The organism is Sphingomonas sp. PP-CE-1G-424, assembly GCF_004341085.1.
Classification (GTDB): Bacteria; Pseudomonadota; Alphaproteobacteria; order Sphingomonadales; family Sphingomonadaceae; genus Sphingomonas.
In genome coordinates, this window is record NZ_SLXW01000004.1 from 225,623 (window position 1) to 251,560 (window position 25,938).

Below are 25,938 nucleotides of genomic sequence, written 5' to 3' on the forward strand. Positions count from 1 at the left end.
CATGTTCGGCACCACCCTCGTCCTCGCGCTCCGCTCGATCCGTCGGCACATGCTGCGGTCGTTCCTCACCATCCTCGGCATCGTCATCGGCGTCGGTGCGGTCGTCACGATGGTCACGCTCGGCAAGGCGACCACCGCCGCGGTCCAGCAGTCGATCTCGTCGCTCGGCACCAACATCCTCCAGATCCGTCCCGGCCAGGGCTTCGGTCGCGGGGGCGGCGGACCGCCCCCGCCGCCGCTCAAGATGGACGACATCGACCCGATCGCACGGCAGATCGCCGGCGTTACCGCGGTCGCCCCGACCGAACAGCGCAGCGCCACCGCGATCTACAACGGCGCCAACTGGAGCACCACGATCAACGGCACCACCGGCGCCTATTTCGAGGTCCAGCCCTGGCCGCTCGCCGGCGGCCGCGTCTTCACCGGCCAGGAGGAAGCCGCGGGCAAGGCGGTCTGCATCCTAGGCAATACCGTCATCCAGAACCTGTTCCGCGGCGCCGATCCGATCGGCCAGCGAATCCGCCTCAACGACATCTCGTGTGACGTGATCGGCACGCTCAGCACGCGCGGGCAGGCGGGCTTCGGCGGCGACCAGGACGATGTCGTGGTCATGCCGATCAAGACCGTCCAGCGCCGCTTCACCGGCAACCAGAACGTCGCGGCGATCCTCGTCGGCGTCGACCAGGGCTATGACACGCAGCAGGTTCAGGCGTCGCTGACCGACCTGCTGCGCGAGCGTCGCCATCTCGCCGCGGGGCAGGACAACAACTTCAACATCTTCGATACCAAGCAGATTTCGGACACGCTGACCGGCACCACGACCCTGCTCACCGGTATCGTCGCCGCGGTCGCCGGGATCAGCCTGGTGGTCGGCGGGATCGGCATCATGAACATCATGCTGGTGTCGGTGACCGAGCGCACGCGTGAGATCGGCATACGGTTGGCCATCGGCGCAGTCGCGCGCGAGGTGCTGTTGCAGTTCCTCGTCGAGGCGATCGCGCTCTCGTGCCTCGGCGGCGTCATCGGGCTGATCGTCGCGCAGGCGGCGATTGCGATCATCGCGCCGCTGATCAAGGTTCAGTGGCTGTTCGTGCCCGAGATCAACATCTTCGCCTTCGCGATCTCCGCGGTGATCGGCGTCGTCTTCGGCTATTTCCCGGCACGACGCGCGGCGGCGATGAACCCTATCGACGCGTTAAGGCACGAGTGATCGCCGCCTTGGGATCGCGGACCAGCGCCTGCAGCCGGTCCAGATCCTCGGGCGTATCGATATCGATCAGCTCCGCGGGCGCGGTGACGACGTGCCGCCCCGCCTGCACCAGATCGCGCGCACCCGCATCGCCGTCCAGCGTCAGCAGGAAATCGAACCGCTCGCGCCCGAACAGGGCAGGGGGCGAGGGCTTCTCGCCATCGCTCGACGCGACCACTGCATCCGCGCTGTCGGCGGCATCGAGCATCCGGTAGATATGTGCGGCAGTCACGCGCGGCATGTCGGCGAGCGCGATCAGCACCGCCTCCGCACCCTCGTCCTTGGCGCACTGCACGCCGAGCTTCACCGACTGCGACATGCCCGACGACGGATCGTCGTTATGCACCACCTCGAAATGATGGCTGATGAAGTCGAGCTTGCAGCCATCGGTGACCACCAGCCGGCGCTTGAACGGAATGTTCTCGAACGCCGTGACGACGTGCATGCCCAGCGGCTTGTTGAGGAACGGCACCTCGAGCTTGTTCGGAATGCCGAACCGCTCCGAGCGGCCCGCGGCGAGCAGTATGAGGAAGACGTTTTCAGCGGCGATCATTGAACGCTCCTATCATCGCCGCCGCGACCGACAGCGCGATTTCCGATGGTCCGATCGCGCCGATGTCGAGCCCGACCGGCGCGTCGATCCGGTCGATGTTCTCCTCCGTAACGCCTTCCGAGGCAAGCCGCTCGCGCCGCGCCGCATGACTCTTGCGGCTGCCGAGCGCACCGACATACGCGGCATCGGACGCGAGCGCGGCGATCAACGCGGGGTCGTCGATCTTGATGTCGTGGCTCAGCGTCACGACCGCGGTCGAGGGGCCGGGGCGGAGCGCGGCGATCGCCTCGTCCGGCCAGCGATCGTCGAGCGTCACGCCCGGAAACCGCTCCTCGGTCAGGAAGCGCGCGCGCGGATCGATCACGACCGTCTCGATCCCGAGTTCGCGGGCCAGCCCTGCCAGAGCCTGCGCGATCTGCACCGCGCCGACGATCAGCAGCCGGCGCGGCGGATCGTAGCGGTTGACGAACACCTCGCCTGTTTCCAACGGTCGCGCGTCGCTGTGCCCGGTCGCGAGGTCGGTCGTCACCGTCAGCGCATCGCCCTGGTCGCGCGCATCGGCGATGCGATCGAACAGCTCCGGATCGAACCCTTCGGCGGACACCGGCTGCACCATCACCGCGATCTCGCCGCCGCACGGAAGCCCGACTTCCCACGCCGCCGCATCCGCCACGCCGTAGTTGCGCACCTGGAACGGCGCCCCTGCGATCACCTCGGCTGCGGTCGCCAGGATATCGCTCTCGACGCACCCGCCGGAGACCGATCCCTCGAACCGCCCATCGGCGTGGACGAGCATATGGCTCCCCTTGGGCCGCGGCGCGGAGCCCCAGGTCGAGACGACCGTGGCGATCGCCATCTTCTCGCCCTTCCAGGTCTTTGCAGCAGCGAGCACGCTATCGTTTTCTGCCATGTCTCGTTCTCTTTCTAATCCTCCCCGCACGCGGGGAGGGGGACCAGCGCAGCTGGTGGAGGGGGCCAGCCGCAGACGTTACGCTTGGGGTCGCCCCCCTCCACCACGCCAAGGGGCGCGGTCCCCCTCCCCGTGCCGGGGAGGATCAGATGGCCGGCAACCCTTCGAGCAGCTTGTCGAGCGTCACGGGAAAGTCCCGAACCCTCACCCCCGTCGCGTTATAGATGGCATTCGCCACCGCAGCCCCCGCGCCGGAAATCCCAAGCTCGCCAACGCCCTTCGCCCCCACCGGGTTCGCGGAGTCGTCGATCTCCTCGATGAAATGCACTTCCAGCTGAGGAATGTCGGCATTCACCGCGACGTGATATTCGCCGAAATCGGGGTTCACGAACGCCCCGGTGCGCGTGTCGACGATGCCTTCCTCGCTCAGGGCATAGGCGATCCCCCACGCCATCCCGCCGGTAATCTGGCTCGTAGCGGTCTTGCGATTGAGCACCCGCCCGACATCGAACACGCCCAGCATCCGCCGCACCCGCGTCTCGCCCGTCACCGCGTTCACCGCGACCTCGACGAAGTGCGCGCCGTGGCTCGCCTGGCTGGTGCGCTTGCTCTCGGCACCCGGCCCGGTCTTGCCCATCGCCACGATCGGTTCGCCTCGGACCAGATCGGCCAGCTTCACCGATCGCCCACCAGCGCTCACGCAGCCATCGTGCAGGCTCAAATCCTCGGGCGCGGCGTTCATCCGCAACGCCAGCTCGCCGAGGATATCCTCGCACGCCAGCACCACCGCCGAACACGCGCTGCCAGCGCCGAACGACCCGCCCGACCCAGCACTCGGCGGGAAGTCGGTATCGCCGAGCCGCACATTCACCTCGGCGACCGGCAACCCGAGCATCTCGCCCGCGGTCTGCGCGAGGATGGTGTACGTCCCAGTACCAATGTCCGTCATGTCGCACTCGACCGTCGCGCGACCATCCGCCTCCAGCCGCACGCGCGCCTGCGCCTCGACGGTGAAATTGCCACGCAGGCTCGCCGCCATGCCGATCCCGACCAGCCACTCGCCGTCACGCACCGACCCCGGCGCGGGCACGCTCGCAGGCCAGCCGAACCGCTCAGCGCCTTCCGTGTAGCAATCGAGCATCCGCCGCGTGGAGAACGGCTTGCCGCTCACCGGATCGGTCTCGGGCTCGTTGCGCCGCCGCAGTTCGATCGGGTCGATCCCGAGCTGCTCGGCCAGTTCGTCCATCGCGCACTCGACCCCGAACGTGCCCACCGCCTCGCCCGGCGCCCGCACCGCGCCACTTGCGGGCAGGTCGACGCGCACGAGGTCGGTCTTGAACCGCCGCGCGTCGCCTCGGTACAGCGGCAACGTCCCGAACGGCACCGGCTCGAGAAACTCGCCATCGTCGTTTTGCGCGACGACACTCTCATGCCCCATGCCGAGGATCACGCCGTTTGCGTCGGCGGCGATACGGATGCGCTGCGTCGTGTGCGAGCGGTGATGCACCATATACGCAGTCTGGCGGCGGGGCAGGGCGACCTTGACCGGCCGCCCGACGACCTCCGCCGCGATCGCCGCGAGAATCGCCTCGGGACCGACGCCGGTCTTCCCCCCGAACCCGCCGCCGACGTAGGGCGCCAACACACGCACCTTGTCCGCATCGATCTTCAGCGCCTTGGCGATCGTTTTCCGCGCGCCGCCGATCACCTGGTTGCTCGACCGCACGGTGAGTTTGTCGCCCTCCCACCACGCGGTGGTCGCATGCGGCTCCAGCGCGGCGGGGAAGTGCACGGGCGTCGTGTAGGTCCGGTCGAACGTCACCGCTGCGTCCGCCATCACCGCGTCGAGATCGCCATTGTCGATCGGCGGCAGGAAGCCGATCTTCGGCGCAGTATCGACCGGCTGTGCCTCGACGTCGAACCGATCCTCGCCCGCCTCGGTGCGAACCACGACCAGCGCCGCGGCGTCGCGCGCGATCGCCTGGTCCTCCGCGACGACGATCGCGACCGGCTGGCCGAGGTGGAGAATGACGTCGGTATCGAACAGCGGCATCGCGCGCGAGTTGGACTCGCCAGCCGGCATGCGCGGGTCGTTATGGATGATGGCGATGACGCCGGGCAGCGCCTCGGCCGCACTCACGTCGATACCGAGAATGCGCCCGCTGCCAATTGGCGTACCGACGATCGCCGCGTAGGCGATGCCGTCGGGCGTACCCTCATACGCATAGTCCGCAACGCCGGTGACCTTCGCCGGCCCCTCGATCCGGTCGAGCCCAAGCCCGAGAACGCCCTGCTTCGCGCGGTCGAGACCGCCCGGCCGAAACGCCGCATCCATCACGTGTTCGTTCATTCTGCGGTCCTCGGGTGGAGGGAAGGATATGGGTAGGGCGGGGGTGTTTGACGAGGGTGCTACGCATCCCCCCCAACACCACCCCGGCGAAGGCCGGGGCCCAGTTGGAAAGGTCTTGATAACGGAGGACGACCCTTCGTTATCTTCGTCTCCCAACTGGGCCCCGGCCTTCGCCGGGGTGGTACCTGTTTATGGTATCGTCAGCCCTCAAACAGCCGGCAACTGATCCAGCAGCTTGTCGAGCGTGATCGGGAACTCGCGCACCCGGATCCCCGTCGCATTATACACCGCGTTCGCCACCGCAGCACCCGCGCCCGAAATCCCCAGCTCGCCGATCCCCTTCGCGTGGATCGGGTTCGCATGGATGTCGCGCTCGTCGACGAAGTGGACGTCCATCTGCGGCACGTCCGCATTGGCTGGCACGTGATATTCGCCGAGGTCGTGGTTCACCAGCTTGCCGGTCCGCGTGTCATGCACGAGGTCCTCGGTCAGCGCGGTGCCGATCCCGAAGGTCATGCCGCCCAGACACTGCGACCGCGCGGTCTTCGCGTTGAGCACGCGCCCCGCCGCGAACGACCCGAGCATCCGCCGCACCCGCGTCTCGCCGGTGATCACGTTGACCGCGACCTCCGCGAAATGCGCGCCGAACCCGGCCTGCGACGTCTCCTTCTCCTGCTTGCCCGGCTTGATGTGCCCGGTAGCCTCGAGACCCTTGCCGACCAGCTCGCCGATCGGCGTCGAGCGATTGTCGCCGATCGCCTTGCCGTCCTTCAGCGTCAGGCCGTCCTCGTCGACGCCAGCCGCCTTGGCCAGCTTCCCACGCAGCATCTCGCAAGCCAGATACACGGCAGTCCCCGAAGACGCCGCACCCCAGGACCCGCCCGAACCAGCCGCCGGAGGATCGTTGGTATCGCCCAGCGACATCGTGATGTTCTCGACCGGGATGCCCAGGATCTCCGACGCGATCTGCGCCAGGATCGTGTAGCTGCCGGTGCCGATATCGGTCATCGCCGACGACACCGTCGCCGAGCCGTCCGGGTGGATCTCGACCTTGGCGGACGATTCCATCATCATGTTGCCGCGCACCGCCGAGGCGACGCCCATGCCGATCAGCCACTCGCCCTCGCGGCGCGTGCCGGCCTTCTGCCGCTTGTCCCATCCGAACTTCTTGGCACCCTCGTCGAGCGCACGCGTCAGGTTGCGCGACGAATAGGGCACGTCCTTCTCGGGATCGATCTTCGGATCGTTGCGCTTGCGCAGCTCGATCGGATCCATCTGGAGCTTCTCGGCCAGCTCGTCCATCGCGCCCTCAAGCGCGAGCATGCCGACGGCTTCACCCGGCGCACGCATCGAGCCCGACAGCACGAAGTTCACATCGACCACCTCATGCGTGATCAACCGGTTCTCACCACCGTACAGCAGATGCGTCCCGATACCCGCAGGCTCGAAATAATCCTCGGTCGGCTGGTTCGACGTCAGCGTCTCATGACCGATCGCCGACAGCTTGCCGTCCGCATCTGCCGCCAGCCGCACGCGCTGCTCGGTATTCGACCGCCGCACCGTCGCCTCGAACACCTGCGGCCGCGACATTACCGCCTTGACCGGACGGCCAAGCTGCTTCGCCGCAATCGCCGCCGCGACGCTCTCGGGCGCGATGCCGAGCTTCGATCCGAACCCGCCGCCGATATAGCGCGCGATGATCCGCACCTTCTTCTCGGACAAGCCCAGCGACTTCGCCAGCTGCTGCGCGTCCGAGGTCGGCATCTGGTAGGCGCCGTACAGCGACAGCGAACCGTCCTCTTCCCACACCGCGGTCGAGGCATGCGGCTCCATCGCCGCCGAGTTCTGGCTCGGCGTGACATAGGTCGAATCGATCGTCACCGCCGCCTCGGCCATCGCCTTGTCGACGTCACCCTGCTTGAAACGCGCGGGCGTCGCATCGTCCGGCGGCGTCCGCGTCTCGTCGCGGTGCGCAGCGAAGTCGTACTGACCCTCGGCCTCGTCATACTCGATCGGCAGCCGCGCCGCCGCATCGCGCGCGACCTCGAAGCTCTCGGCGAGCACGATCGCGACGATCTGACCAAAGAACGCGATGTCCTTCACGCCCTGCGTCGGGGCATCGGTCGCGCCGCCCTGCGCCGAGACGCGGATGAACTGGTCGAAATCGGTGACGACGTCGATCACGCCGGGGATCGCCTTCACTGCGTCGACGTCGATCGAAACGACCTTGCCCGCCGAGATCTTCGTGCCGACCAGCACGCCATACGCCATGTTCGCGAACTGGTATTCCGCGGCATAGGTCGCCGTGCCGGTGACCTTCAGCGGCCCGTCGATCCGGTCGAGCGGCTTGCCGATGACGCCCTGGACGCCCGTATCCAGAAGACTGTCGGGATGCGGCTTGTCCATCGTCAGGCTGTTCGTGGTGCCAAGACCAAACATGCTTATGCTCCCGTGACGTTGCGCAGCGTCGCGATCAGCGTGCGACGGGCGAGGGGGATCTTGAAGTCGTTCGAGCCATAGCCCTTGGCATCGGCCAGCAGCGCGGTCGCCGCAGCCTCGAACACGGCATCGGACGGCGCCTTGCCGACCAGAGCCGCCTCGACCGCCGGATTGCGCCACGGCATCGGGCCGAGCCCGCCGAACGCGAGCGAGGCCGACGCGATCACGCCGTCCTGCACGTCGACGATCGCCGCCACCGAGACGAGTGCGAACGCATAGGATGCACGATCGCGGACCTTGCGATATTCCTGCTTGCCCTTGACCGGTGCCGGCAGCTCGATGTGCGTGATCAGTTCACCCGCTTCGAGCGCGTTCTCGATCTGCGGCGTATCGCCCGGCAAACGATAGAAATCGTGGATCGAGATCCGCCGACGATCGCCATCCGCCTTCAGCGTCACGATCGTCGCGTCGAGCGCGCGCATCGCCACCGCCATGTCGCTCGGGTGCGTCGCGATGCAATGCTCGCTCGTCCCCAGCACGGAGAGGATGCGGTTGAAGCCACCGATCGCCGAACAGCCGCTGCCCGGCTCGCGCTTGTTGCAAGCCGCCGCGGTGTCGTAGAAATAATAGCACCGCGTCCGCTGGAGCAGATTGCCCCCGGTCGACGCCTTGTTGCGCAACTGCCCGCTCGCACCCGCCAGCAACGCGCGGCTCAGCACCTCGTACTTGGCGACGACGCGACGGTCGGCAGCAAGATCGCTGTTCGGCACCAGCGCACCGATCGTCAGCCCGCCATCCTCGCGCTCCTCGATCTTCGCGAGATCGAGCCGCGAGATGTCGACCAGCTTGTCCGGCGTCTCGACCTGCAACTTCATCAGGTCGAGCAGATTGGTGCCGCCCGCGATGAACTTCGCACCAACGGTATCGATATCCTTGACCGCAGCCTCAGGCGTCGCGGGCTTCTCGTAGGTGAAGGTCTTCATGCCACCAGCTCCCCACGCGCGTTGGCTTCCATCGCGGCGTCCTTCTCGTCCGCGGTCCGGCCTGCGGGCTCGGCACCACCGACTTCGCGGATCGCATCGACGATGTTCGGGTACGCGGCGCAACGGCACAGATTGCCGCTCATCCGCTCCGAAATCTCGGCATCGTCGAACTTCGGATCGGTCAGGTCGCCCGACGCATGGCTGGCCCAGCCCTTCTTGACCTCGTCGAGCATGCCGACCGCCGAACAGATCTGCCCCGGCGTGCAATACCCGCACTGATAACCGTCGTGCCGCACGAACGCGTCCTGCAATGCATGCAGGTTGCCCGGCTGGCCGATACCCTCGATCGTCGTGATCTCGTCGTCCTGGTGCATCACCGCGAGCGTCAGGCAGGAATTGACGCGACGCCCGTTGATCAGCACCGTGCACGCGCCGCACTGGCCATGATCGCAGCCCTTCTTCGAGCCCGTCAGCCCGAGATGCTCGCGGCACAGGTCGAGCACCGACGTGCGAATATCGGGCTCGGCGTCATATGATTGACCATTGATCGTGAAATGCATGGCGGTGCCCCTGGTTGAATGTGCCGGGAATGTACGGATTTCGAGGACTCAACGCCGATGCGACCGATCGTTTCCTATTGCGACAAGCTCTCACACATCGGTGCGCTGGCGCTCGTCGCGGCAAGCGGGCAAGCTGCTGCGATGACGCCAGCTTCTCCCCGATTATCGCCCCTTATCGTGATCGCCCACCGTGGCGCGAGCGGGCTCCGGCCCGAGCATACGCTAGCGGCCTATTCGCTCGCGATCGACCAGGGCGCGGACTTCATCGAGCCCGATCTGGTGCCGACCAAGGACGACGTCCTCGTCGCGCGCCACGAGAACAACATCGCGGAAACGACCAACGTCGCCGACTATTCAGAGTTCGCCGCGCGAAAGACCACCAAGACGATCGACGGCCAGACGATGACGGGCTGGTTCGTCGAGGACTTCACGCTCGCCGAACTGAAGACGCTGCGCGCAAAAGAGCGTCTGCCAAAGCTGCGCCCTGCGAACACCGCCTATGACGGCCAGTTCCAGATCCCCACGCTCGCCGAGATCATCGCGCTCGCCAAGCGCCGCACGACCGAGACGGGCCGGACGATCGGCATCTATCCCGAGACCAAGCATCCGACCTATTTCGCGAAGATTGGCCATCCGACCGACGCGAAACTGGTCGCCGAACTGCGCGAGGCCGGTTGGGACTCGGCGAAAGCGCCGGTGTTCATCCAGTCGTTCGAGGTCACCAACCTCCAGCGCCTCCACAAGATGACCAAGGTCCGCCTGATCCAGCTCATGGACGGGGAGGGCGGTCCCGCCGATGGCGCCCAGCCAAGCTACAAGGCGATGATCACGCCCGAAGGTCTGAAGGCGGTCGCGGCCTACGCCTTCGGCATCGGCCCGAACAAGAGCATGCTCTGGACCGATGCGACGCCCACCACACTGGTCGCCGACGCCCACGCAGCAGGACTGCGCGTCCATCCCTGGACCTACCGCGCGGAAAACTACTTCGAACCCACCCGCTTCCGCCGCGGCACCGACCCCGCAGCCCACGGCGACATTGCCGCGGAGATCGACGCCGGCCTTGCACAAGGTATCGACGGTTTCTTCACCGACTTTCCGCTATACGGAGCCCAAGCGCGCGACCGAGCCCAGGGAACTGCGCGTGCAGGAGTAAAGTAAATGCGTAAGGTTCTTCCCGTACTCGCGGTGCTGCCGTTCCTCGTAAGTGGCTGCATCAGCACCGCAACCTCGATCGTGAAGGCACCATTCCAGGTCGCCGGCAAGGCGGTCGACTGGACCACCACCAGCCAGGAAGAATCGGACCGCAACTACGGCAAGAAGATGCGCAAGCAGGAAGCCGAAGAAGGCAAGCAGCGCAAGGAACTCGCGAAGCGCTGCAAGCGCGACCCGCAACGCTCGGAATGCGGGCAGTACCAGGGCTATCGCGCGGGGAACTGAGCTCCCTTCTACCACCCCGGCGAAGGCCGGGGCCCAGTTGGGAAACAGGAGTAACGTAGCGCTGCGTTCAGTCAGCAACGTCCCCCAACTGGACCCCGGCTCCCGCCGGGGTGGTGCCCCAAGCCAATGTTCCCTGACTTCCTTGTTCTCCCGCGAAGGCGGGAGCCCAGTCTGGACTCCCGCCTTCGCGGGAGAACAAGCTGGCGGGCAGGATACCCCCTAAAACCACCCCATCACAGTAACCGGAAACGGCGTCCACCACCCAACCCGAACCCCCGCAAACCGCAGAGCATCCCCCGTCCAAGCATTACACGTCCGCACCGCGCTATACCGCCCGTTAGCCTCATAAAACGCGTCATACCCAGCATACCCCCGATACCGCGCACCCCCATCGCGAAAGCTAGCCCGGATATACGCCGCCAACCGCCGATACTGCGCCGGCGTCACCACGATCTCCCGAGCCCCGTCCCCCGCGCGCGGCCTCGGCAGATGATCGACATGCATCAACGTCCGCGTACTGCCGAACGCCGCGCCGACCACGGTTCGCAGCTTCACGTCAGCCCAGGTCGGGGTCTCGAGATAAAACGTCTTCTCGCCCCACCCGAACGACACATGATCGAACGCCCCATACCGCGGATCACGCAGATCCTCCGCCCGCGCCACCCCGCGCCAATCGACCCCAGCGGCCACCTTCGGCACGATGATCCCGGTATGCACGCCGTTGCTCTCGACGAAGATATGCACGCCCTCGGCCGGCGCTCGCCAGTCGCGATTGCTCGGGATCGACCCGCCGACCAGCCCCGCCACCGCATAGCTCGCAACCACCCCGAACACCGCCGCGACTGCCCGTAAAATCGACTTAACCCAACGCGTTTCCGTCTTCATTCCGTCATGCTAGACCAGCCGCATGGCCAATGACACACACGTACTGAGCACCCCGCCCGAAGGCGCTCCCGACTGGACGATCCCGCAGAACTGGGCGGATTACACCGCGGAGGATCACGCGACCTGGGACACGCTGTTCGCGCGCCAGTCGAAGCTGCTCCCCGGCCGCGCGTCGAACGCCTGGCTGCGCGGGCTCGACGTGCTGAAGCTGTCGAAGCCCGGCATCCCCGATTTCGAGGAGCTGTCCGAGCGCCTGACCAAGCTCACCGGCTGGTCGGTGGTCGCGGTCCCCGGCCTCGTCCCCGACGACGTGTTCTTCGACCACATGGCCAACCGCCGCTTCGTCGCCGGCAACTTCATCCGCCGCCCCGACCAGCTCGACTACCTCCAGGAGCCCGACGTCTTCCACGACGTGTTCGGCCACGTCCCGATGCTCGCCGACCCGGTGTTCGCAGACTATCTCGCCGCCTACGGCCGTGGTGGCCAGCGGGCGCTGGGGCTCGACGCGCTGAAGTATCTCGGAAGACTCTACTGGTACACGGTCGAGTTCGGCCTGATTGCGGAACCCGAAGGCCTGCGCATCTACGGCTCCGGCATCGTCTCCAGCTACGCGGAAACCCGCTTCGCGCTCGACGATCCGAGCCCCAACCGGATCGCGCTAGACCTCGCCCGGGTGATGCGCACCGAGTACCGGATCGACGATTTCCAGCAGAATTACTTCGTGATCCCGAGCTTCGAGGAGTTGCTGAGACTGACGGTAGAGACCGACTTCGCGCCGCTGTACGAGGAGCTGAAGGCGCTCCCGGATATTCCCGTCGCGGGGATCGAGCCGGGGGATGTGGTAATCACCGAGGGTACCCAAGACTACGCGAGGTCGAAGGCGTCCGCCGAGACCGCGTAAGCATCCTCTAGAAGCCACCACCCCGGCGAAGGCCGGGGCCCAGTTGGGATAGCGGTGCGGTTCTATCGCAAAGCTTCACCCAACTGGGCCCCGGCCTCCGCCGGGGTGGCGGCAGAGATGGGGTGAGGGCAACCCTTCCCAACTTGTTCCCCCGCGAAGGCGGGGGCCCAGACTGGACCCCCGCCTTCGCGGGGGAACAACCTTCTACCGTGGGCTCAAATATCCAACGCCCACCCATCACGCCCCTTGGGATCGAACGGCCCCTCCGCCACAAACCTCTCCGCCCCCGCGCGCAACCGAAGCACACTCCAATCCCCCCGCCGGTCGACCGCCTTGAGCGAACACCCGCAAGCCTCATACGCCGCCACGACCCCGGCCCGCTGCGTCTCCAGCAACCCCGCCAGCACGATCGTCGCCCCCACATCCGAAATCGAAGCGATCTCCGGCGCCATTGACACCAGCGGCCCCGCCAGAATATTCGCGATCACCAGATCATACGGCGCCCGAACCACGATCGCATCGTCCAGTGTACCGTCCGCCACAACGAGATCGATCCCCTCGACCCCATTGAGCGCAGCATTCTCAGCCGTCACATCGATCGAGACCGGATCGATATCCGTCCCCATCACCGCAGCCTCCGGCCAAAGATGCGCCGCCGCAAACGCCAGCAACCCGGTCCCCGTCCCGATATCGATCACGTTGGCAAACGACGCATCCGCCAACCCGTCGAGCATCGCCAGACACCCGCTGGTCGTCTCATGATGCCCCGTCCCGAACGCCCGGCTCGCTTCGATCAGGAACGCCCGCTTGTCCGCCGGCACCGCGCCCGAATGCGCCCCGGTGTGCACGAAGAATCGCCCAACCGACAAAGGCTCCAGCCCGGCCTGACTCATCGTCACCCAGTCCGCATCGCCCAACCGCTCGACCGCGATCTCGGCCCCCGCCGCACTCGGCACCAGCGCCCGCACCGCCGCGACCGTGTCGGCCGCCGGCTCATGCTCGAAATACGCATCGAGCCGCCAGGACTCGACGTCGTCCTCGATCTCCTCGGTGGTCATCAACACGCCATCGATCGTCAGATCGTCGCTAGCGTCGATCGCCTCGGCCTCCGCGCGCGTACAGGGCAGGGTGAGCTTCCAACTATCGGACATAGCTCGCCCCGTTCACGTCGATCACCGACCCGGTCATCGAAGCCGGCGCCTCCAACGCCAGAAACTTCGCCGCCGCCGCGATCTCGTCAGGCGCTGCAACCCTGCCGAGCGGAATATCCGCCAGCAACGCATCGCCGCCACGGCTCGACAGATAATCCTCCGCCATCCCGGTCATCGTGAACCCGGGGCACACCGCAAACGCGAGAATCCCCTCCCGAGCATACCCCCGGGCAATCGTCTTGGTCATCGCCACCATCCCCGCCTTCGACGCGGCATAATGCCAATGCGCCGGCGAATCCCCGCGATAGGCGGCCCGGCTCGCGATATTGACGATCCGCCCACCGACCCCGCGCGCCTGCCAGTGCAGCACCGCCAGCCGGCAAAGCTCAGCGGAGGCGGTCAGGTTGATCCGCATCGTCCGCTCCCACTGCGCGGTCCAGTCGTCATCGGCGAGCGGTGCCGCCTCGAACACGCCAGCATTGTTGATCAGCACATCGATCGTACCGCCAGCCTGCGCCAACGCAGCGTCCCACAACGCAGTCGGTCCCGCAGGATCACTAAAATCGGCCGGGATGCCGCTGGCGGTCCCATGCCCGATGACGGAAGCGCCCGCGTCGGTCAGCGCCGCATGAATAGCCGCGCCGATACCGCGACTAGAGCCGGTGAGAAGAATAGTCATCCCCGCGCTCTAGCGCCGCAGGCTGAGGCCGTCACCTGAGACCAAGTGAGAAATGGGTTCGCGCAGAGGCGCAGAGGACGCAGAGTGCGTACACATCGAGGTGACGGCGCGGCAATACTGCGATTTTGAGAACCTGCGGTTCCGCGTAGGTCTCTGCGTCCTCTGCGTCCTCTGCGCCTCTGCGCGAGAAATTCTTCGATCGCGCCCCTGATAGAAGGACGCCGCCCTCAAGCCACGCTAGCCGAGAACCCGTCCGCCGCGCCGCGCAGCTCGCCCAGCTTGTCGTCGACCTCGCCGAACTGCCGCCCAAGTCCGTCGATCTCGGTAGCCACGCTCTCGGTATCCTCGCGGATCGCGGCGATCGTGGTCGACATCGAATCCGCCGCCAGCGCGGTTTCGTCGACCGCGGCGGTGATCGCGCACACGGTCTGCGCCTGCGCTTCCATCGCGTAACGGATGCGGCCGGCGGATTCCTGCACGTCGGCGACCGTCGACTTGATGATCGCGTTGGTCTCGACGGTCGCGCGCGTCGCCGCCTGGATTGCGGCGATCTTCGCGGCGATGTCGTCGGTCGCCCGCGCGGTCTGGCTCGCAAGCGATTTCACTTCCTGCGCTACGACCGCGAAGCCGCGCCCCGCATCGCCCGCGCGCGCCGCCTCGATCGTCGCGTTCAGCGCCAGCAGATTGGTCTGCCCGGCGATGTTCCGGATCAACCCGAGGATCGAATCGATCGATTTGGCATGCTCGCTCAGCGCGTCCGAGGTCCCGACCGCGAGATCGGCCTGGACCGAGGCACGGTCGGCGATCCGCGCGGCGGACTCGACCTCGACGCGCGCGTCCTCGATCGCGCGGATCAGGCCGGCGGCGACCTGCGCGGCTTCGCGCATCGCGACCGCGGATTGCTCAGCGGCGGCGGCGACCTCGCTCGCCTTGCCGAGGACGCTGCGGGTCGACGACGATGCACCTTCCGCCTGGATCCGGATGCGCGCGCCGAGTGCCGCGGTATCCTCGATCGACGCGGCGATCGATTCGCGAAAATCCGCTGCCCGTGCGCCGCGCTCGCCCCGTGCCTGTGCGGCATCAGTGGCACCGAGATGCGACGCCATCAGGTCCGCCTCGATCAGCGCTAGGCGCTGGACGATATCGCCCAGCCTCTGCATCTGTGCGGTGTCGGTGCCCATCCGGTCCGCCACCAGGCTCAGCGTCACGCTATGCGCGAACGCCAGCGACGACAGCAGCGCGGGCAGGGGAATACCCGATTTGCGCGAATCGTCGGCATGGCCGATCGCGATCGCCTTCCAGGCCTCGTCATAGGGCGACTGGTATTTCAGCCGCGCATACTCGGCACTGGCCGTGATACGGCGCGCCAGTCGCTCGGGCGTGAAATACGCCACGACGTGACTCACCGCCTCCAGCGACAGATAACGCTGCCAGAACGTCTCGGCGATCCGGCGATGGTCGGCGTCGTCGAGCAGCGCGGTCAGCGTGGCGCAGGTCGGCGCGATCAGCCCATCCCAGTCGTAATCGCGCACGCGGTCGCGCAGCGATCGACTGTCGCTGTCCCAGGCCGCGGGAAGTAGGGGGCGGGGCGACGCGCTGGCGGGTGTTGCAGTCATCGGGGTTCCTATGCAGCGACCTTGGCCACGAAATCGCCCGCGCTGTTCTTCAGATGGCCGAGCCGTCCGTCGAGCACGTCGAAGCCGCGCCCGACGCTGTCGATCTCGCGCGCGACCGTTTCGGTGTCCTCGCGGATGGTGGCGATCGTGGTCGACATCGAATCCGCGGCCAGCGCGGTTTCGTCGACCGCGGCGGTGATCGCGGTCACGGTCTGCGCCTGCGCCTCCATCGCGTAGCGGATCCGGTCGGCGCTCTCCTGCACTTCGGCGACGGTCGACTTGATGCTGGCGTTGGTCTCGACCGTGCCCCGCGTGGCAGACTGGATCGCGGCGATCTTGGCGGCGATATCGTCGGTCGCCCGCGCGGTCTGGTTGGCGAGGCTCTTCACTTCCTGCGCCACCACCGCGAACCCGCGGCCGGCATCGCCTGCGCGCGCTGCCTCGATCGTCGCGTTTAGCGCGAGCAGATTGGTCTGCCCGGCGATATCGCGGATCAGCCCGAGGATCGATTCGATCGACTTGGCATGGTCGCTCAGCGCCTCGGACATGCCGACCGCCTGGCCCGCCTGCACCGACGCGCGATTGGCGATCTCGGCGGCGGCCTCGACTTCGGTGCGTGCATCCTCGATCGCGCGGATCAGCCCCGCCGCGGTCTGTGCGGCCTCGCGCATCGCCACCGCGGATTGTTCGGCGGCGGCCGCCACTTCGCTCGCCTTGCCCAGCACCGCGCGGGTCGATGCCGAACTGCGCACGGTCTGCTCGCGCAACGTATGACCCTCGTGCGTCGCGGTCTCGACCATCGCCGCGATCCCGTCGCGGAACTCAGTGGCCAGCTTGTCGCGTGCATCCTGCGCCGAATGCGCGCGATACGCGGTATAGATCGCGACGGTGATTTCGCCCTCGAGCGCGGACAGCCGCATGAGCGTGTCGATATACACCGGCAACGTCTCGCTGCTGCGATCGACCCGGCGCATCAGCACGTCCAGCGCGGCGCGATCGCTCGCGCTGATCATCGACAACAGCGCCATCGGCGACACGTCGGCGGCGTAGGCCGCTGCGACCGACCGTTCGATCGACTCGACCCAGCCGCGACCCGCGGTGTCGAGGAAGCGGTTGCGCAGGAACGTGCAGCCGATCGCGATCATTTCCTCGGTCTTGTGCGCCGCCCAGACCCGTTCATCGGAGAAGCAGCGCTGCCACTGCTCCCAATATGCCTTCGACACCGCCGCGATCTCGGGTTCGATCGCGTCCCACACCGCGCGGCTCGCGGCGGTCAGCGAACCGTCGAAGTCGAATGCCCGCAACCGCGCCGGAAGGTCGATGGTGGCAGCGATCGCGCCGATCATCGGCATGTCTGTGGTCAAGGCGGTAGACTCCGGAAACGGGTTTTGCCCGTCGAGCGCTAAGGCCTATTGATTAAAAGCTGGTTAGGGATGGCCGGTAACGGCGGCGACGGTTTCGCGTGGGTGTTCCTGGGTAGCCAGGACGTGTCCAGCTATTGCCTTGGGTTATCGGAACCCGAGCGATGGGTTGCATCGCAGCACGCGGTGGCTAATAGGTCGCCCAATCTCTATATTCTGGACCAAGCTGTTCTTGGTTCGTCATCTTCTGGTTCGAGGACTCCGCCCTTGGCATCGCGCAACCCGGCACGCCCGCTATCTCCCCATCTGCAGGTCTATAAATGGGGCCCGCACATGCTGGTCTCGATCCTGCACCGCGTGACCGGCAGCGGGATGGCGACCGTCGGCAGCATTCTGCTCGTCTGGTGGCTGGCCGCGATCGCCGCGGGCGATCAGGCCTATGCGACCTTCGTCGACGTGTTCACCACCGACACCGGCCGGCTCAACATTCTCGGCTATGTCGTCGCGGTCGGGCTGACGCTGTCGCTGTTCCAGCACATGATGACCGGCATCCGCCACTTCGTGCTCGATACCGGCGCGGGCTACGAACTGAAGCGGAACAAGATGGGCGCGATCGCGACGATGGTCGCCTCGGTCGCGCTGACGGTCGTGTTCTGGCTCTACATGGGGATCAAGTAATGGGTTCGGGTACGGCAATCGGTCGCGTCCGCGGCCTCGGCAGCGCGAAACATGGCGCGCATCACTGGTGGCAGCAGCGCCTGACGGCGGGCGCGAACCTGTTCCTCATGCTGTGGCTGATGATCTCGGTCGCGCGGATGCCCGGCTATGACTATGCCGCGGTCCACCTGTGGCTGCAGTCGGCCTGGGTCGCGGTGCCGATGGCGCTGCTGATCCTGTCGGTCTTCTATCACTTCCGTCTCGGTCTGCAGGTCGTGATCGAGGATTACATGCACGACGAAAGCCGTGTCGTGACGATGATCCTCCTCAACCTGTTCACCTTCACGCTGGGCGGCATCGCCCTGTTCGCGATCCTGAAGGTCGCCTTCTCCGGAGCCCCCGCCTGATGTCTGCCTACAAGATCATCGATCATACCTATGATGCGGTCGTCGTCGGTGCCGGCGGGTCCGGCCTGCGCGCGACGATGGGCATCGCCGAGAGCGGCCTGAAGACCGCGTGCATCACCAAGGTCTTCCCGACCCGTTCGCATACCGTTGCAGCCCAAGGCGGCATCGCCGCCAGCCTTGGCAACAACTCGCCGGATCACTGGACCTGGCACATGTTCGACACCGTCAAGGGTTCCGACTGGCTCGGCGACCAGGACGCGATCGAGTATCTCTGCCGCGAGGCTCCGCAGGCGGTCTACGAACTCGAACACGCCGGCATGCCGTTCAGCCGTAACGAGAACGGCACGATCTATCAGCGTCCGTTCGGCGGCCATATGCAGAACATGGGTGAGGGGCCGCCGGTCCAGCGCACCGCCGCCGCCGCCGATCGCACCGGCCACGCCATGCTCCACGCGCTGTATCAGCAGAGCCTGAAGTACAACACGGACTTTTTCGTCGAGTATTTCGCGCTCGACCTGATCATGGAGAACGGCGTCTGCCGCGGCGTCATCGCGCTGTGCATGGAAGACGGCTCGATCCACCGCTTCCGCAGCCATCAGACCGTGCTCGCGACCGGTGGCTACGGCCGCGTCTATTTCTCGGCGACCTCGGCGCACACCTGCACCGGCGACGGCAACGCGATGGTGCTCCGTGCCGGCCTGCCGCTCCAGGATATGGAGTTCGTCCAGTTCCACCCGACCGGCATCTACGGCGCGGGCGTGCTCATCACCGAGGGCGCACGCGGTGAGGGCGGTTACCTGACCAACTCCGAGGGCGAGCGCTTCATGGAGCGCTATGCCCCGTCGGCGAAGGACCTCGCCTCGCGCGACGTCGTCAGCCGCTCGATGGCGCTCGAAATGCGCGAAGGTCGTGGCGTCGGCAAGAACGGCGACCACATCTTCCTGCATCTCGATCACATCGATCCCAAGGTGCTCGCCGAGCGCCTGCCGGGCATCACCGAGACCGGCAAGGTCTTCGCCGGCGTCGATCTCACGCGCCAGCCGCTGCCCGTCACGCCGACCGTGCATTACAACATGGGCGGCATCCCGACCAACTTCCACGGCGAAGTCGTCAACCTCGTCGACGGCAACCCCGACGCGGTAGTACCCGGCCTGTTCGCGGTCGGCGAGGCAGCGTGCGTTTCGGTCCACGGTGCCAACCGTCTCGGCTCGAACAGCCTGATCGATCTCGTGGTGTTCGGCCGCGCGACCGGCCTGCGGATCAAGGACACGCTGAAGCCCGGTACGGCACACGCGCCGCTGCCCAAGGGGTCGGAAGATCTCGCGCTCACGCGTCTCGACCATTTCCGCAACGCGAGCGGCGGTTCGCCGACCGCGCAGATCCGCCTCGACATGCAGCAGACCATGCAGAAGCATTGCGCCGTGTTCCGCGACACCGAGCTGCTCAACCAGGGCGTCGAGAAGATGGCCGGGATCTACAGCCGGATGACCGACGTCGCCGTGAAGGATCGCAGCATGATCTGGAACACCGATCTGGTCGAGACGATGGAGCTCGACAACCTGATCGGCCAGGCGGTCGTGACGATGAACTCGGCGGCCAACCGCACCGAGTCGCGCGGCGCGCACATGCACGAGGATTTCCCCGAGCGCGACGACGCGAACTGGATGAAGCACACCATCACCACCTTCAATGGCTGGGGCGGCAAGGGCGGCGAGACCAAGATCGATTTCCGCCCGGTCCACGACTACACGCTCACCGACGACATCGACTACATCAAGCCCAAGAAGCGGGTATACTGATGAAGCGGATGTTTCGATGACGTGGGCCATCATCGCGATCGGGTTCCTCGTGCCCGTCGCGGTGGGGCTCCTGACGCGCTTCCAACCGATGATCGCCGGCTTCCTATGGCCGGCGGTCGTCGCGGTAGTGACCGCGATCTACGTCTTCGCCATCGAACCCCGCGGTGTCGGCGAAGAACCCCAGAAGATAGCGATCACCTTCTACGCGCTCTTCTCGCTAGTAGGCGGCGTCCCCGGTGGCCTCGTAGGCTGGATCCTTCAGTACAAGCGCACAACCAAGGCTAGCTAAACCCCCTCCCGTTCTCCTGCGAACGCAGGAGCCCAGGATCACAAACGCCACGTTCCGTAACCCTGGACTCCTGCGTTCGCAGGAGAGCGGGCGGCTGTGACAGATGTGCTACCGCTCGATCCGCCCAGCCGCGATCTTGTACACCAAGTTACGATCCCGTCGCCCGACGGCCACGACGATCACCGTCACCAGGCCATCGTCGACCCGGTACACCAACCGATACCCCGCAGCCCGAAGCTTGATCTTGTAGCACCCGGTCATCCCGCTCAGCCGCGCACTCGCAATATGCGGCTCGCCCAACCGCTCGGTCAGCTTCGCCTTGAACTGCTCGCGAACATTGGCGCCAAGCTTCTCCCATTCCCGCAGCGCACTCGGCAGGAACGCTAGACTATAGGTCGCCAAGCGACACCGCGACCGGCACCTCGTCGGCACGCGCGCGCACCAGTTCCGCCAGTTCGACGTCTTCCAAACGGTCCATCAACTCTTCCCAAGCCGCTGCCGGCACAAGATACGCGGCGGGCGTATTCCGATTGAGCACAGCTACTGGAAATCCGCCCGCAGCCTCGATGACCCCAGACGGATTCTTCTTCAGGTCGCTGATGCTAACCGTAGCGCCGGCAAATATGGTTTCGATCATGACCAGTCTATAGCACGTCGAACAGGTCTCACCAAATCACCGTGCTGATATGCCGCAACCCATCCGGAACCCACCGCCCCCGCGGCAGTTTGCCGCGGCATGACCGACACATCCCCCGCTTCGAACGCCCGCAACTATCCGCTGCTGGCCGCCCCCCACATTCACCTCCACGGCCCCGTCGACGACGCGATGTACGACAATTTCAAGTCGCAACTCGTCGCCGCCCCAACCGAAGGCCCGCTGGTCGTCTCGATCACCACGCTCGGCGGCGACCCCGAAGTCGCCCGCGCGATGGGCGACAACATCCGCCTGCTCCGCGAATACACCGGCCGCGAGACGCTCTTCCTCGGCAAGGTCGCGGTCTATTCCGCCGGCGCGACGTTCATGTCCGCCTTCCCGGTCGACAGCCGTTTCCTCACGCGCAACAGCCGCATCATGATCCACGAACGCCAGATGCAGAGCACGATCGAGCTCAACGGCCCGCTCAACACGCTGTCCTACACGCTCAAGGCCAAGCTCCACGAGATCGAGGACTCGATCAACATCCAGGAGGAAGGCTTCCGCGCGATCGTCGAGGGCTCGAAGGTATCGCTCGAGGAATTGAAGAAGAAGGCCCCCTCCAACTGGTACATCGAAGCCGAGGAAGCCCGCGACCTGGGGCTCGTCCTCGACATCATCTGACCCGGCGCGAGCAGCCGACGCGGCAGCGGTGTGACGCATGTTGCACCCGCGAAGCTAAGGATTTGCGGGGAGGGCCCCTGTCATGTATCGGCTCTGACAACCTATAATCACACCACGGACGGACCGCTCGCAATGGCCGAATTCTCGCTCCCGAAAAACAGCGTCGTCAAGAAGGGCGTCAAGCACGCCTCGACCAGCCAGGGCTCGGGGGCGGGTAAGCGTCTCAAATCGTTCAAGGTCTACCGCTACGATCCCGACAGCGGCGAGAACCCGCGCTACGATAATTTCGAGCTCGATCTCGACGATACCGGCCCGATGGTGCTCGACGCGCTGATCAAGATGAAGAGCGAGCAGGATTCCTCGCTCACCTTCCGTCGCTCGTGCCGCGAGGGCATTTGCGGCTCGTGCTCGATGAACATCAACGGCAAGAACGGCCTCGCCTGCACCACCGCGATCGAGGATTGCAAGGGCGAGGTCCAGATCACCCCGCTGCCGCATATGGACGTGATCAAGGACCTGGTCCCCGACTTCACGCATTTCTACGCGCAATATTCGTCGATCAAGCCGTGGCTGCAGACCGTCACCCCGCCGCCCTCGGGCAAGGAACGCCTCCAGTCGCCGGAAGACCGCTCGAAGCTCGACGGCCTGTACGAGTGCATCCTGTGCGCCTGCTGCTCGACCTCGTGCCCGAGCTACTGGTGGAACGCCGACAAGTTCCTCGGCCCCGCGATCCTGTTGCAGGCCTATCGCTGGCTCGCCGACAGCCGCGACGAGATGACCGGCGAGCGCCTCGACGAGCTCGAAGATCCGTTCCGCCTGTATCGCTGCCACACCATCATGAACTGCGCGAACGCGTGCCCCAAGGGGTTGAACCCCGCCAAGGCAATCGCCGAGATCAAGAAGATGGAAGCCGAACGGATCGTCTGATCCGGTCGGTTGGGGGGTGTCAGTCCTTCCCCCGTCCCGTTCGTCCCGAGTAGCCATCGAGCTTGTCGAGATGGCGTATCGAAGGACATGTACCTCGATACGAGCCCTCGACTTCGCTCGGTCTCTACTCGGCACGAACGGAAATTATGACGGATAAGTCTGCCCCCCAACCCCATTTCGTCGAAGCCGAAGACCCCGCCAACCCAGGCTGGCGCAGCTGGTCGCTCTCCGACCCCACCCGCTTCAACACGCTGCTCGGCCCCATGCTCTACCGCGTCGACGACGACACCGTCCGCGTCCGCATCACCCCCGAGCATCGCCACTCCAACCTCCAGAACAACGTCCACGGCGGCGCTCTCCTCGCCTTCATCGACGTCGCGCTATTCGCAGCCGCAAGAGGCTTCGGACTGATCACCGCCGGCACCGCGGTCACGCTCGATCTCAACACGCAGTTCATCGGCGGCGGCCGCATCGGCGAGCCGATCGAGGCGCAGGTCGAAGTCCTCAAGGAAACCGGCCGCCTCTTGTTCCTCCGGGGCCTCGTGGTGCAAGGGGACGACGAAACCAAGATCGCCGCCTTCTCGGCCACGATCCGCAAGCCGTCCGGCAAGCCTCCAAGGGCTGACACCGCCACCTAACACCACCCCGGCGAAGGCCGGGGCCCAATTGGGAAAAGATTAGTGTTGAAGCGCCCCGCTCCGTTATCGAAACCTCTCATATTGGGCCCCGGCCTTCGCCGGGGTGGTGCAGGGATGGGGAAGTGACCGTCCTCAAAGCCTACGAAGCCCTCGTAGCGTCAGGCGAACTCCGCCCCGACCCGGAACAGACCGCCGCCGCCGCGCGCCTGAGCACCCTGGCCACCGAACTCGCCACCCCCAAATCCACCGGCTTCTTCGCCCGCTTCTCCAAGAGACCAGACCCGCGCGGCGTCTACCTCTGGGGCGGCGTGGGCCGCGGCAAGTCGATGCTGATGGACCTCTTCTTTGCCAACGCGCCCGTCGAGAAGAAGCGCCGCGTGCATTTCGGCGAGTTCATGCTCGAGGTCCACGCGCGCATCGCCGCCGAGCGTCGCAAGGAAGTCGGCGACCCGATCGTCCCCGTCGCCACCGCGATCGCCGACGAGACCCGCCTGCTCGCGTTCGACGAGATGATGGTCACCAACAGCCCCGACGCGATGATCCTGTCGCGGCTGGTGACCTCGCTGCTCGATTCCGGCGTGACGATCGTCACTACGTCCAACCGCCCGCCCGCCGATCTCTACAAGAACGGCCTCAACCGCGAGCATTTCCTGCCGTTCATCGCGACCATCGAGCACCGCCTAGACGTGCTGCCGCTTAACGGCCCGGTCGACTATCGCCGCGACCGGCTCGGCAGCCAGGACACATGGCTCGTCCCCAACGGCCCTGAGGCGACCGCGCAGTTGTCAGCCGCATTCTTCCGCCTCACCGACTTCTCGACCGACGACAGCGAGCACGTTCCGGCCGAGGACCTGATCGTCCAGGGCCGCACGCTCCGGGTGCCCAAGTCGCTCAAGGGCGTCGCGGTGTTCAGCTTCAAGAAGCTGTGCGGCGAAGCCCGCGGCGTGGCCGACTACCTCGCCATCGCGCGGAAATTCCACACTGTCATCTTGGTCGGCATCCCCAAGCTCGGCCCCGAGAACCGCAACGAGGCGGCGCGCTTCGTCGCGCTGATCGACGCGCTGTACGAGCACAAGGTGAAGCTCCTCGCCGCCGCCGATGCGCAACCCGGCGACCTCTACGAAAGCGGCGATGGCAGGTTCGAATTCGACCGCACGATAAGTCGCCTCGAAGAGATGCGCTCCGAGGAATACTTGGCTGAGGGACACCTCTAACCGATCCACACCACCCCGGCGAAGGCCGGGGCCCAGTTGGAAAGGTCGTCGTAACGATGAACTGCGCGCAGTTAGCACTGTCCCCCAACTGGGCCCCGGCCTTCGCCGGGGTGGTAGTGTTAAAGGCAGAACTGCTTATTGCACATGCGAACCACTTGCAATAACAACCCGCTTTTGTCCTTTTAGCGGTTGCCGTAGCGGGATAATGCGCGTAACCGGCGTCACCAATCACCCCGCACATCAGACGGAGACGGATTGGAATGGCTCGCAAGAAGATCGCGCTGATCGGCGCCGGTAACATCGGCGGTACGCTCGCGCACCTCGCAGCACTCAAGGGCCTTGGCGATATCGTCCTGTTCGACGTCGCCGAGGGCATCCCCCAGGGCAAGGCGCTCGACCTGTCGCAGTGCGGACCCGTAGAAGGCTTCGACTCGCAGATCACCGGCTCGAACGATTACGCCGACATCGCCGGCGCGGACGTCATCATCGTCACCGCCGGTGTCGCGCGCAAGCCCGGCATGAGCCGCGACGACCTGCTCGGCATCAACCTCAAGGTCATGAAGGCCGTCGGCGAGGGCATCAAGAATAACGCCCCGAATGCGTTCGTGATCTGCATCACCAACCCGCTCGACGCGATGGTGTGGGCGCTCCGCGAGTTCTCTGGCCTGCCGCACCACATGGTCGTCGGCATGGCTGGCGTGCTCGACAGCGCGCGCTTCAGCCACTTCCTCGCCGACGAGTTCAAGGTCTCGGTTAAGGACGTCACCAGCTTCGTGCTCGGCGGCCACGGCGACACGATGGTCCCGGTCATCAGCTACTCGACCGTGTCGGGCATCCCGGTCCCCGATCTCATCGCGATGGGCATGTCGAGCCAGGAAAAGATCGACGCGATCGTCAAGCGTACGCGCGGCGGCGGCGGCGAGATCGTCTCGCTGCTGAAGACGGGTTCGGCATACTACGCGCCGGCGACCAGCGGCATCGCGATGGCCGAAGCGTATCTGTACGATCAGAAGCGCGTGCTTCCGGCGGCGGCGTATGTGTCGGGCGAGTACGGCCTTACCGATCTGTATGTCGGCGTGCCGGTGGTGATCGGTGCGGGCGGCGTCGAGAAGATCGTCGAGATCAAGCTGGATGATGAAGCGAAGCAAAACCTCACCGTGTCGGTCGACGCGGTCAAGGAGCTGATCGTGGCCTGCAAGGGCATCGATGGTTCGCTGAACTGATTTGAGGTGAGGTAACGAACCAAAAGGAGTAACCACCACCCCGGCGAAGGCCGGGGTCCAGTTGGGAAAGCCGAAATGATGGAAGAACAAGCGTTCGTCTACATCATGGCCAACTTTCCCAACGGTGCGATCTACCTCGGTTCGACCGTAAACCTGCCGAAGCGTGTGTGGGAGCATCGCAACGGTTTCGGCGGTTTCACCAAGCGTTATGGCTGCAAGATCCTCGTCTGGTACGAGGCCTGCGGTGAATGGGAAGCGGCACGGCAGCGCGAGCTGCAAATGAAGGAGTGGAAGCGGGCCTGGAAAGTGCGTGAGATCGAAGGGTTCAATCCTGCTTGGGATGACCTGTACGATCGTATCGCGTTACCATGACCGCCTTCCCAACTGGACCC

27 protein-coding genes are annotated in these 25,938 nt (G+C 65.8%); 14 read left to right on the forward strand and 13 right to left on the reverse strand.

The annotated features are described in order from the left end of the window. Position 1 precedes the first annotated feature (1 nt). Positions 2-1,210, forward strand: coding sequence for an ABC transporter permease (locus tag C8J43_RS15200; RefSeq protein ID WP_121886052.1), 1,209 nt, complete (start codon positions 2-4; stop codon positions 1,208-1,210). Here C8J43_RS15200 and C8J43_RS15205 read toward each other — a convergent pair. From C8J43_RS15205 to C8J43_RS15230, 6 genes are all read right to left on the reverse strand, one after another. Further along, complete coding sequence (locus tag C8J43_RS15205; RefSeq protein ID WP_133031643.1) at positions 1,185-1,802, reverse strand: nucleotidyltransferase family protein; 618 nt, start codon at positions 1,800-1,802, stop codon at positions 1,185-1,187. The genes C8J43_RS15200 and C8J43_RS15205 overlap by 26 nt on opposite strands. Beyond that, positions 1,789-2,712 (reverse strand): XdhC family protein, encoded by a 924-nt coding sequence (locus tag C8J43_RS15210; protein ID WP_133031644.1) that lies wholly within the window; start codon positions 2,710-2,712, stop codon positions 1,789-1,791. Before C8J43_RS15210 ends, C8J43_RS15205 begins: the two co-directional genes overlap by 14 nt. A 145-nt stretch (positions 2,713-2,857) precedes the next feature. Then, entirely contained in the window at positions 2,858-5,062 is a 2,205-nt protein-coding gene (locus C8J43_RS15215) for a xanthine dehydrogenase family protein molybdopterin-binding subunit (RefSeq protein ID WP_133031645.1), read from the reverse strand. 207 nt (positions 5,063-5,269) lie between these two features. Continuing rightward, entirely contained in the window at positions 5,270-7,501 is a 2,232-nt protein-coding gene (locus C8J43_RS15220; RefSeq protein ID WP_133031646.1) for a xanthine dehydrogenase family protein molybdopterin-binding subunit, read from the reverse strand. Positions 7,502-7,503: 2 nt separating this feature from the next. Further along, positions 7,504-8,484: a xanthine dehydrogenase family protein subunit M gene (locus C8J43_RS15225; protein WP_133031647.1), complete on the reverse strand. Its 981-nt coding sequence runs from the start codon at positions 8,482-8,484 to the stop codon at positions 7,504-7,506. Continuing rightward, on the reverse strand, positions 8,481-9,044 hold the full coding sequence (locus C8J43_RS15230; RefSeq protein ID WP_082441359.1) for a 2Fe-2S iron-sulfur cluster-binding protein: 564 nt from the start codon (positions 9,042-9,044) through the stop codon (positions 8,481-8,483). The genes C8J43_RS15225 and C8J43_RS15230 overlap by 4 nt, the downstream gene beginning before the upstream one ends. 141 nt (positions 9,045-9,185) lie before the next feature. Here C8J43_RS15230 and C8J43_RS15235 point away from each other — a divergent pair, with 141 nt between their 5' ends. Continuing rightward, positions 9,186-10,202, forward strand: coding sequence for a glycerophosphodiester phosphodiesterase (locus C8J43_RS15235; RefSeq protein ID WP_133031850.1), 1,017 nt, complete (start codon positions 9,186-9,188; stop codon positions 10,200-10,202). Further along, positions 10,203-10,481: a hypothetical protein gene (locus tag C8J43_RS15240; RefSeq protein WP_056060708.1), complete on the forward strand. Its 279-nt coding sequence runs from the start codon at positions 10,203-10,205 to the stop codon at positions 10,479-10,481. It begins immediately after the preceding gene. 219 nt (positions 10,482-10,700) lie between these two features. Here C8J43_RS15240 and C8J43_RS15245 read toward each other — a convergent pair whose 3' ends face one another. Then, positions 10,701-11,366, reverse strand: a complete 666-nt coding sequence (locus C8J43_RS15245) for a TIGR02117 family protein (protein ID WP_133031648.1) — start codon at positions 11,364-11,366, stop codon at positions 10,701-10,703. 22 nt (positions 11,367-11,388) lie between these two features. Between C8J43_RS15245 and phhA the strand changes: the two genes are divergently transcribed. Beyond that, complete coding sequence (gene phhA, locus C8J43_RS15250) at positions 11,389-12,267, forward strand: phenylalanine 4-monooxygenase (protein WP_133031649.1); 879 nt, start codon at positions 11,389-11,391, stop codon at positions 12,265-12,267. Between the two features lie 215 nt (positions 12,268-12,482). Here phhA and C8J43_RS15255 read toward each other — a convergent pair whose 3' ends face one another. The 4 genes from C8J43_RS15255 to C8J43_RS15270 form a co-directional block, all read right to left on the reverse strand. Next, on the reverse strand, positions 12,483-13,418 hold the full coding sequence (locus C8J43_RS15255) for a 50S ribosomal protein L11 methyltransferase (protein WP_133031650.1): 936 nt from the start codon (positions 13,416-13,418) through the stop codon (positions 12,483-12,485). Further along, positions 13,408-14,097, reverse strand: a complete 690-nt coding sequence (locus C8J43_RS15260) for an SDR family oxidoreductase (protein WP_056047423.1) — start codon at positions 14,095-14,097, stop codon at positions 13,408-13,410. The genes C8J43_RS15255 and C8J43_RS15260 overlap by 11 nt, the downstream gene beginning before the upstream one ends. 227 nt (positions 14,098-14,324) lie before the next feature. Then, positions 14,325-15,713, reverse strand: a complete 1,389-nt coding sequence (locus C8J43_RS15265) for a methyl-accepting chemotaxis protein (protein WP_121886042.1) — start codon at positions 15,711-15,713, stop codon at positions 14,325-14,327. 8 nt (positions 15,714-15,721) lie between these two features. Beyond that, on the reverse strand, positions 15,722-17,065 hold the full coding sequence (locus C8J43_RS15270; RefSeq protein ID WP_133031851.1) for a methyl-accepting chemotaxis protein: 1,344 nt from the start codon (positions 17,063-17,065) through the stop codon (positions 15,722-15,724). Positions 17,066-17,341: 276 nt separating this feature from the next. Here C8J43_RS15270 and sdhC point away from each other — a divergent pair, with 276 nt between their 5' ends. The 4 genes from sdhC to C8J43_RS15290 are packed head-to-tail and all read left to right on the forward strand — an operon-like array spanning position 17,342 to position 20,226. Beyond that, the gene (gene sdhC / locus C8J43_RS22370; RefSeq protein ID WP_279388841.1) at positions 17,342-17,752 is read left to right on the forward strand and encodes a succinate dehydrogenase, cytochrome b556 subunit; all 411 of its coding nucleotides are present in this window, start codon (positions 17,342-17,344) and stop codon (positions 17,750-17,752) included. After that, complete coding sequence (gene sdhD / locus C8J43_RS15280) at positions 17,752-18,138, forward strand: succinate dehydrogenase, hydrophobic membrane anchor protein (RefSeq protein WP_060524023.1); 387 nt, start codon at positions 17,752-17,754, stop codon at positions 18,136-18,138. Before sdhC ends, sdhD begins: the two co-directional genes overlap by 1 nt. After that, a complete protein-coding gene (sdhA, locus tag C8J43_RS15285; protein WP_120299368.1) occupies positions 18,135-19,937 on the forward strand; it encodes a succinate dehydrogenase flavoprotein subunit in 1,803 nt (600 codons plus the stop codon). The genes sdhD and sdhA overlap by 4 nt, the downstream gene beginning before the upstream one ends. Before the next feature lie 16 nt (positions 19,938-19,953). Further along, positions 19,954-20,226 carry a hypothetical protein gene (locus tag C8J43_RS15290; protein ID WP_133031652.1) on the forward strand — a complete coding sequence of 91 codons (273 nt, stop codon included), beginning with the start codon at positions 19,954-19,956 and terminating at the stop codon, positions 20,224-20,226. 108 nt (positions 20,227-20,334) lie between these two features. On the opposite strand, the gene C8J43_RS15295 is transcribed toward C8J43_RS15290, so the two are convergent. Both C8J43_RS15295 and C8J43_RS15300 read right to left on the reverse strand, forming a co-directional pair. Continuing rightward, complete coding sequence (locus C8J43_RS15295) at positions 20,335-20,628, reverse strand: type II toxin-antitoxin system RelE/ParE family toxin (protein ID WP_133031653.1); 294 nt, start codon at positions 20,626-20,628, stop codon at positions 20,335-20,337. Continuing rightward, positions 20,615-20,863 (reverse strand): type II toxin-antitoxin system prevent-host-death family antitoxin, encoded by a 249-nt coding sequence (locus C8J43_RS15300; RefSeq protein WP_133031654.1) that lies wholly within the window; start codon positions 20,861-20,863, stop codon positions 20,615-20,617. Before C8J43_RS15300 ends, C8J43_RS15295 begins: the two co-directional genes overlap by 14 nt. Before the next feature lie 99 nt (positions 20,864-20,962). Between C8J43_RS15300 and C8J43_RS15305 the strand changes: the two genes are divergently transcribed. The 6 genes from C8J43_RS15305 to C8J43_RS15330 all read left to right on the forward strand — a co-directional run bounded on the left by C8J43_RS15305 (position 20,963) and on the right by C8J43_RS15330 (position 25,918). After that, positions 20,963-21,544 carry an ATP-dependent Clp protease proteolytic subunit gene (locus C8J43_RS15305; RefSeq protein WP_056484564.1) on the forward strand — a complete coding sequence of 194 codons (582 nt, stop codon included), beginning with the start codon at positions 20,963-20,965 and terminating at the stop codon, positions 21,542-21,544. Positions 21,545-21,676: 132 nt separating this feature from the next. Continuing rightward, complete coding sequence (locus tag C8J43_RS15310; RefSeq protein ID WP_133031655.1) at positions 21,677-22,471, forward strand: succinate dehydrogenase iron-sulfur subunit; 795 nt, start codon at positions 21,677-21,679, stop codon at positions 22,469-22,471. Positions 22,472-22,617: 146 nt separating this feature from the next. Further along, on the forward strand, positions 22,618-23,109 hold the full coding sequence (locus C8J43_RS15315) for a PaaI family thioesterase (RefSeq protein ID WP_133031656.1): 492 nt from the start codon (positions 22,618-22,620) through the stop codon (positions 23,107-23,109). A 122-nt stretch (positions 23,110-23,231) separates the two neighbouring features. After that, positions 23,232-24,323, forward strand: a complete 1,092-nt coding sequence (zapE, locus tag C8J43_RS15320; RefSeq protein ID WP_133031657.1) for a cell division protein ZapE — start codon at positions 23,232-23,234, stop codon at positions 24,321-24,323. A gap of 260 nt (positions 24,324-24,583) precedes the next feature. Then, positions 24,584-25,546: a malate dehydrogenase gene (gene mdh, locus C8J43_RS15325; RefSeq protein WP_133031658.1), complete on the forward strand. Its 963-nt coding sequence runs from the start codon at positions 24,584-24,586 to the stop codon at positions 25,544-25,546. Between the two features lie 75 nt (positions 25,547-25,621). Continuing rightward, entirely contained in the window at positions 25,622-25,918 is a 297-nt protein-coding gene (locus C8J43_RS15330) for a GIY-YIG nuclease family protein (protein ID WP_347812376.1), read from the forward strand. The last annotated feature ends 20 nt before the right edge of the window (positions 25,919-25,938 follow it).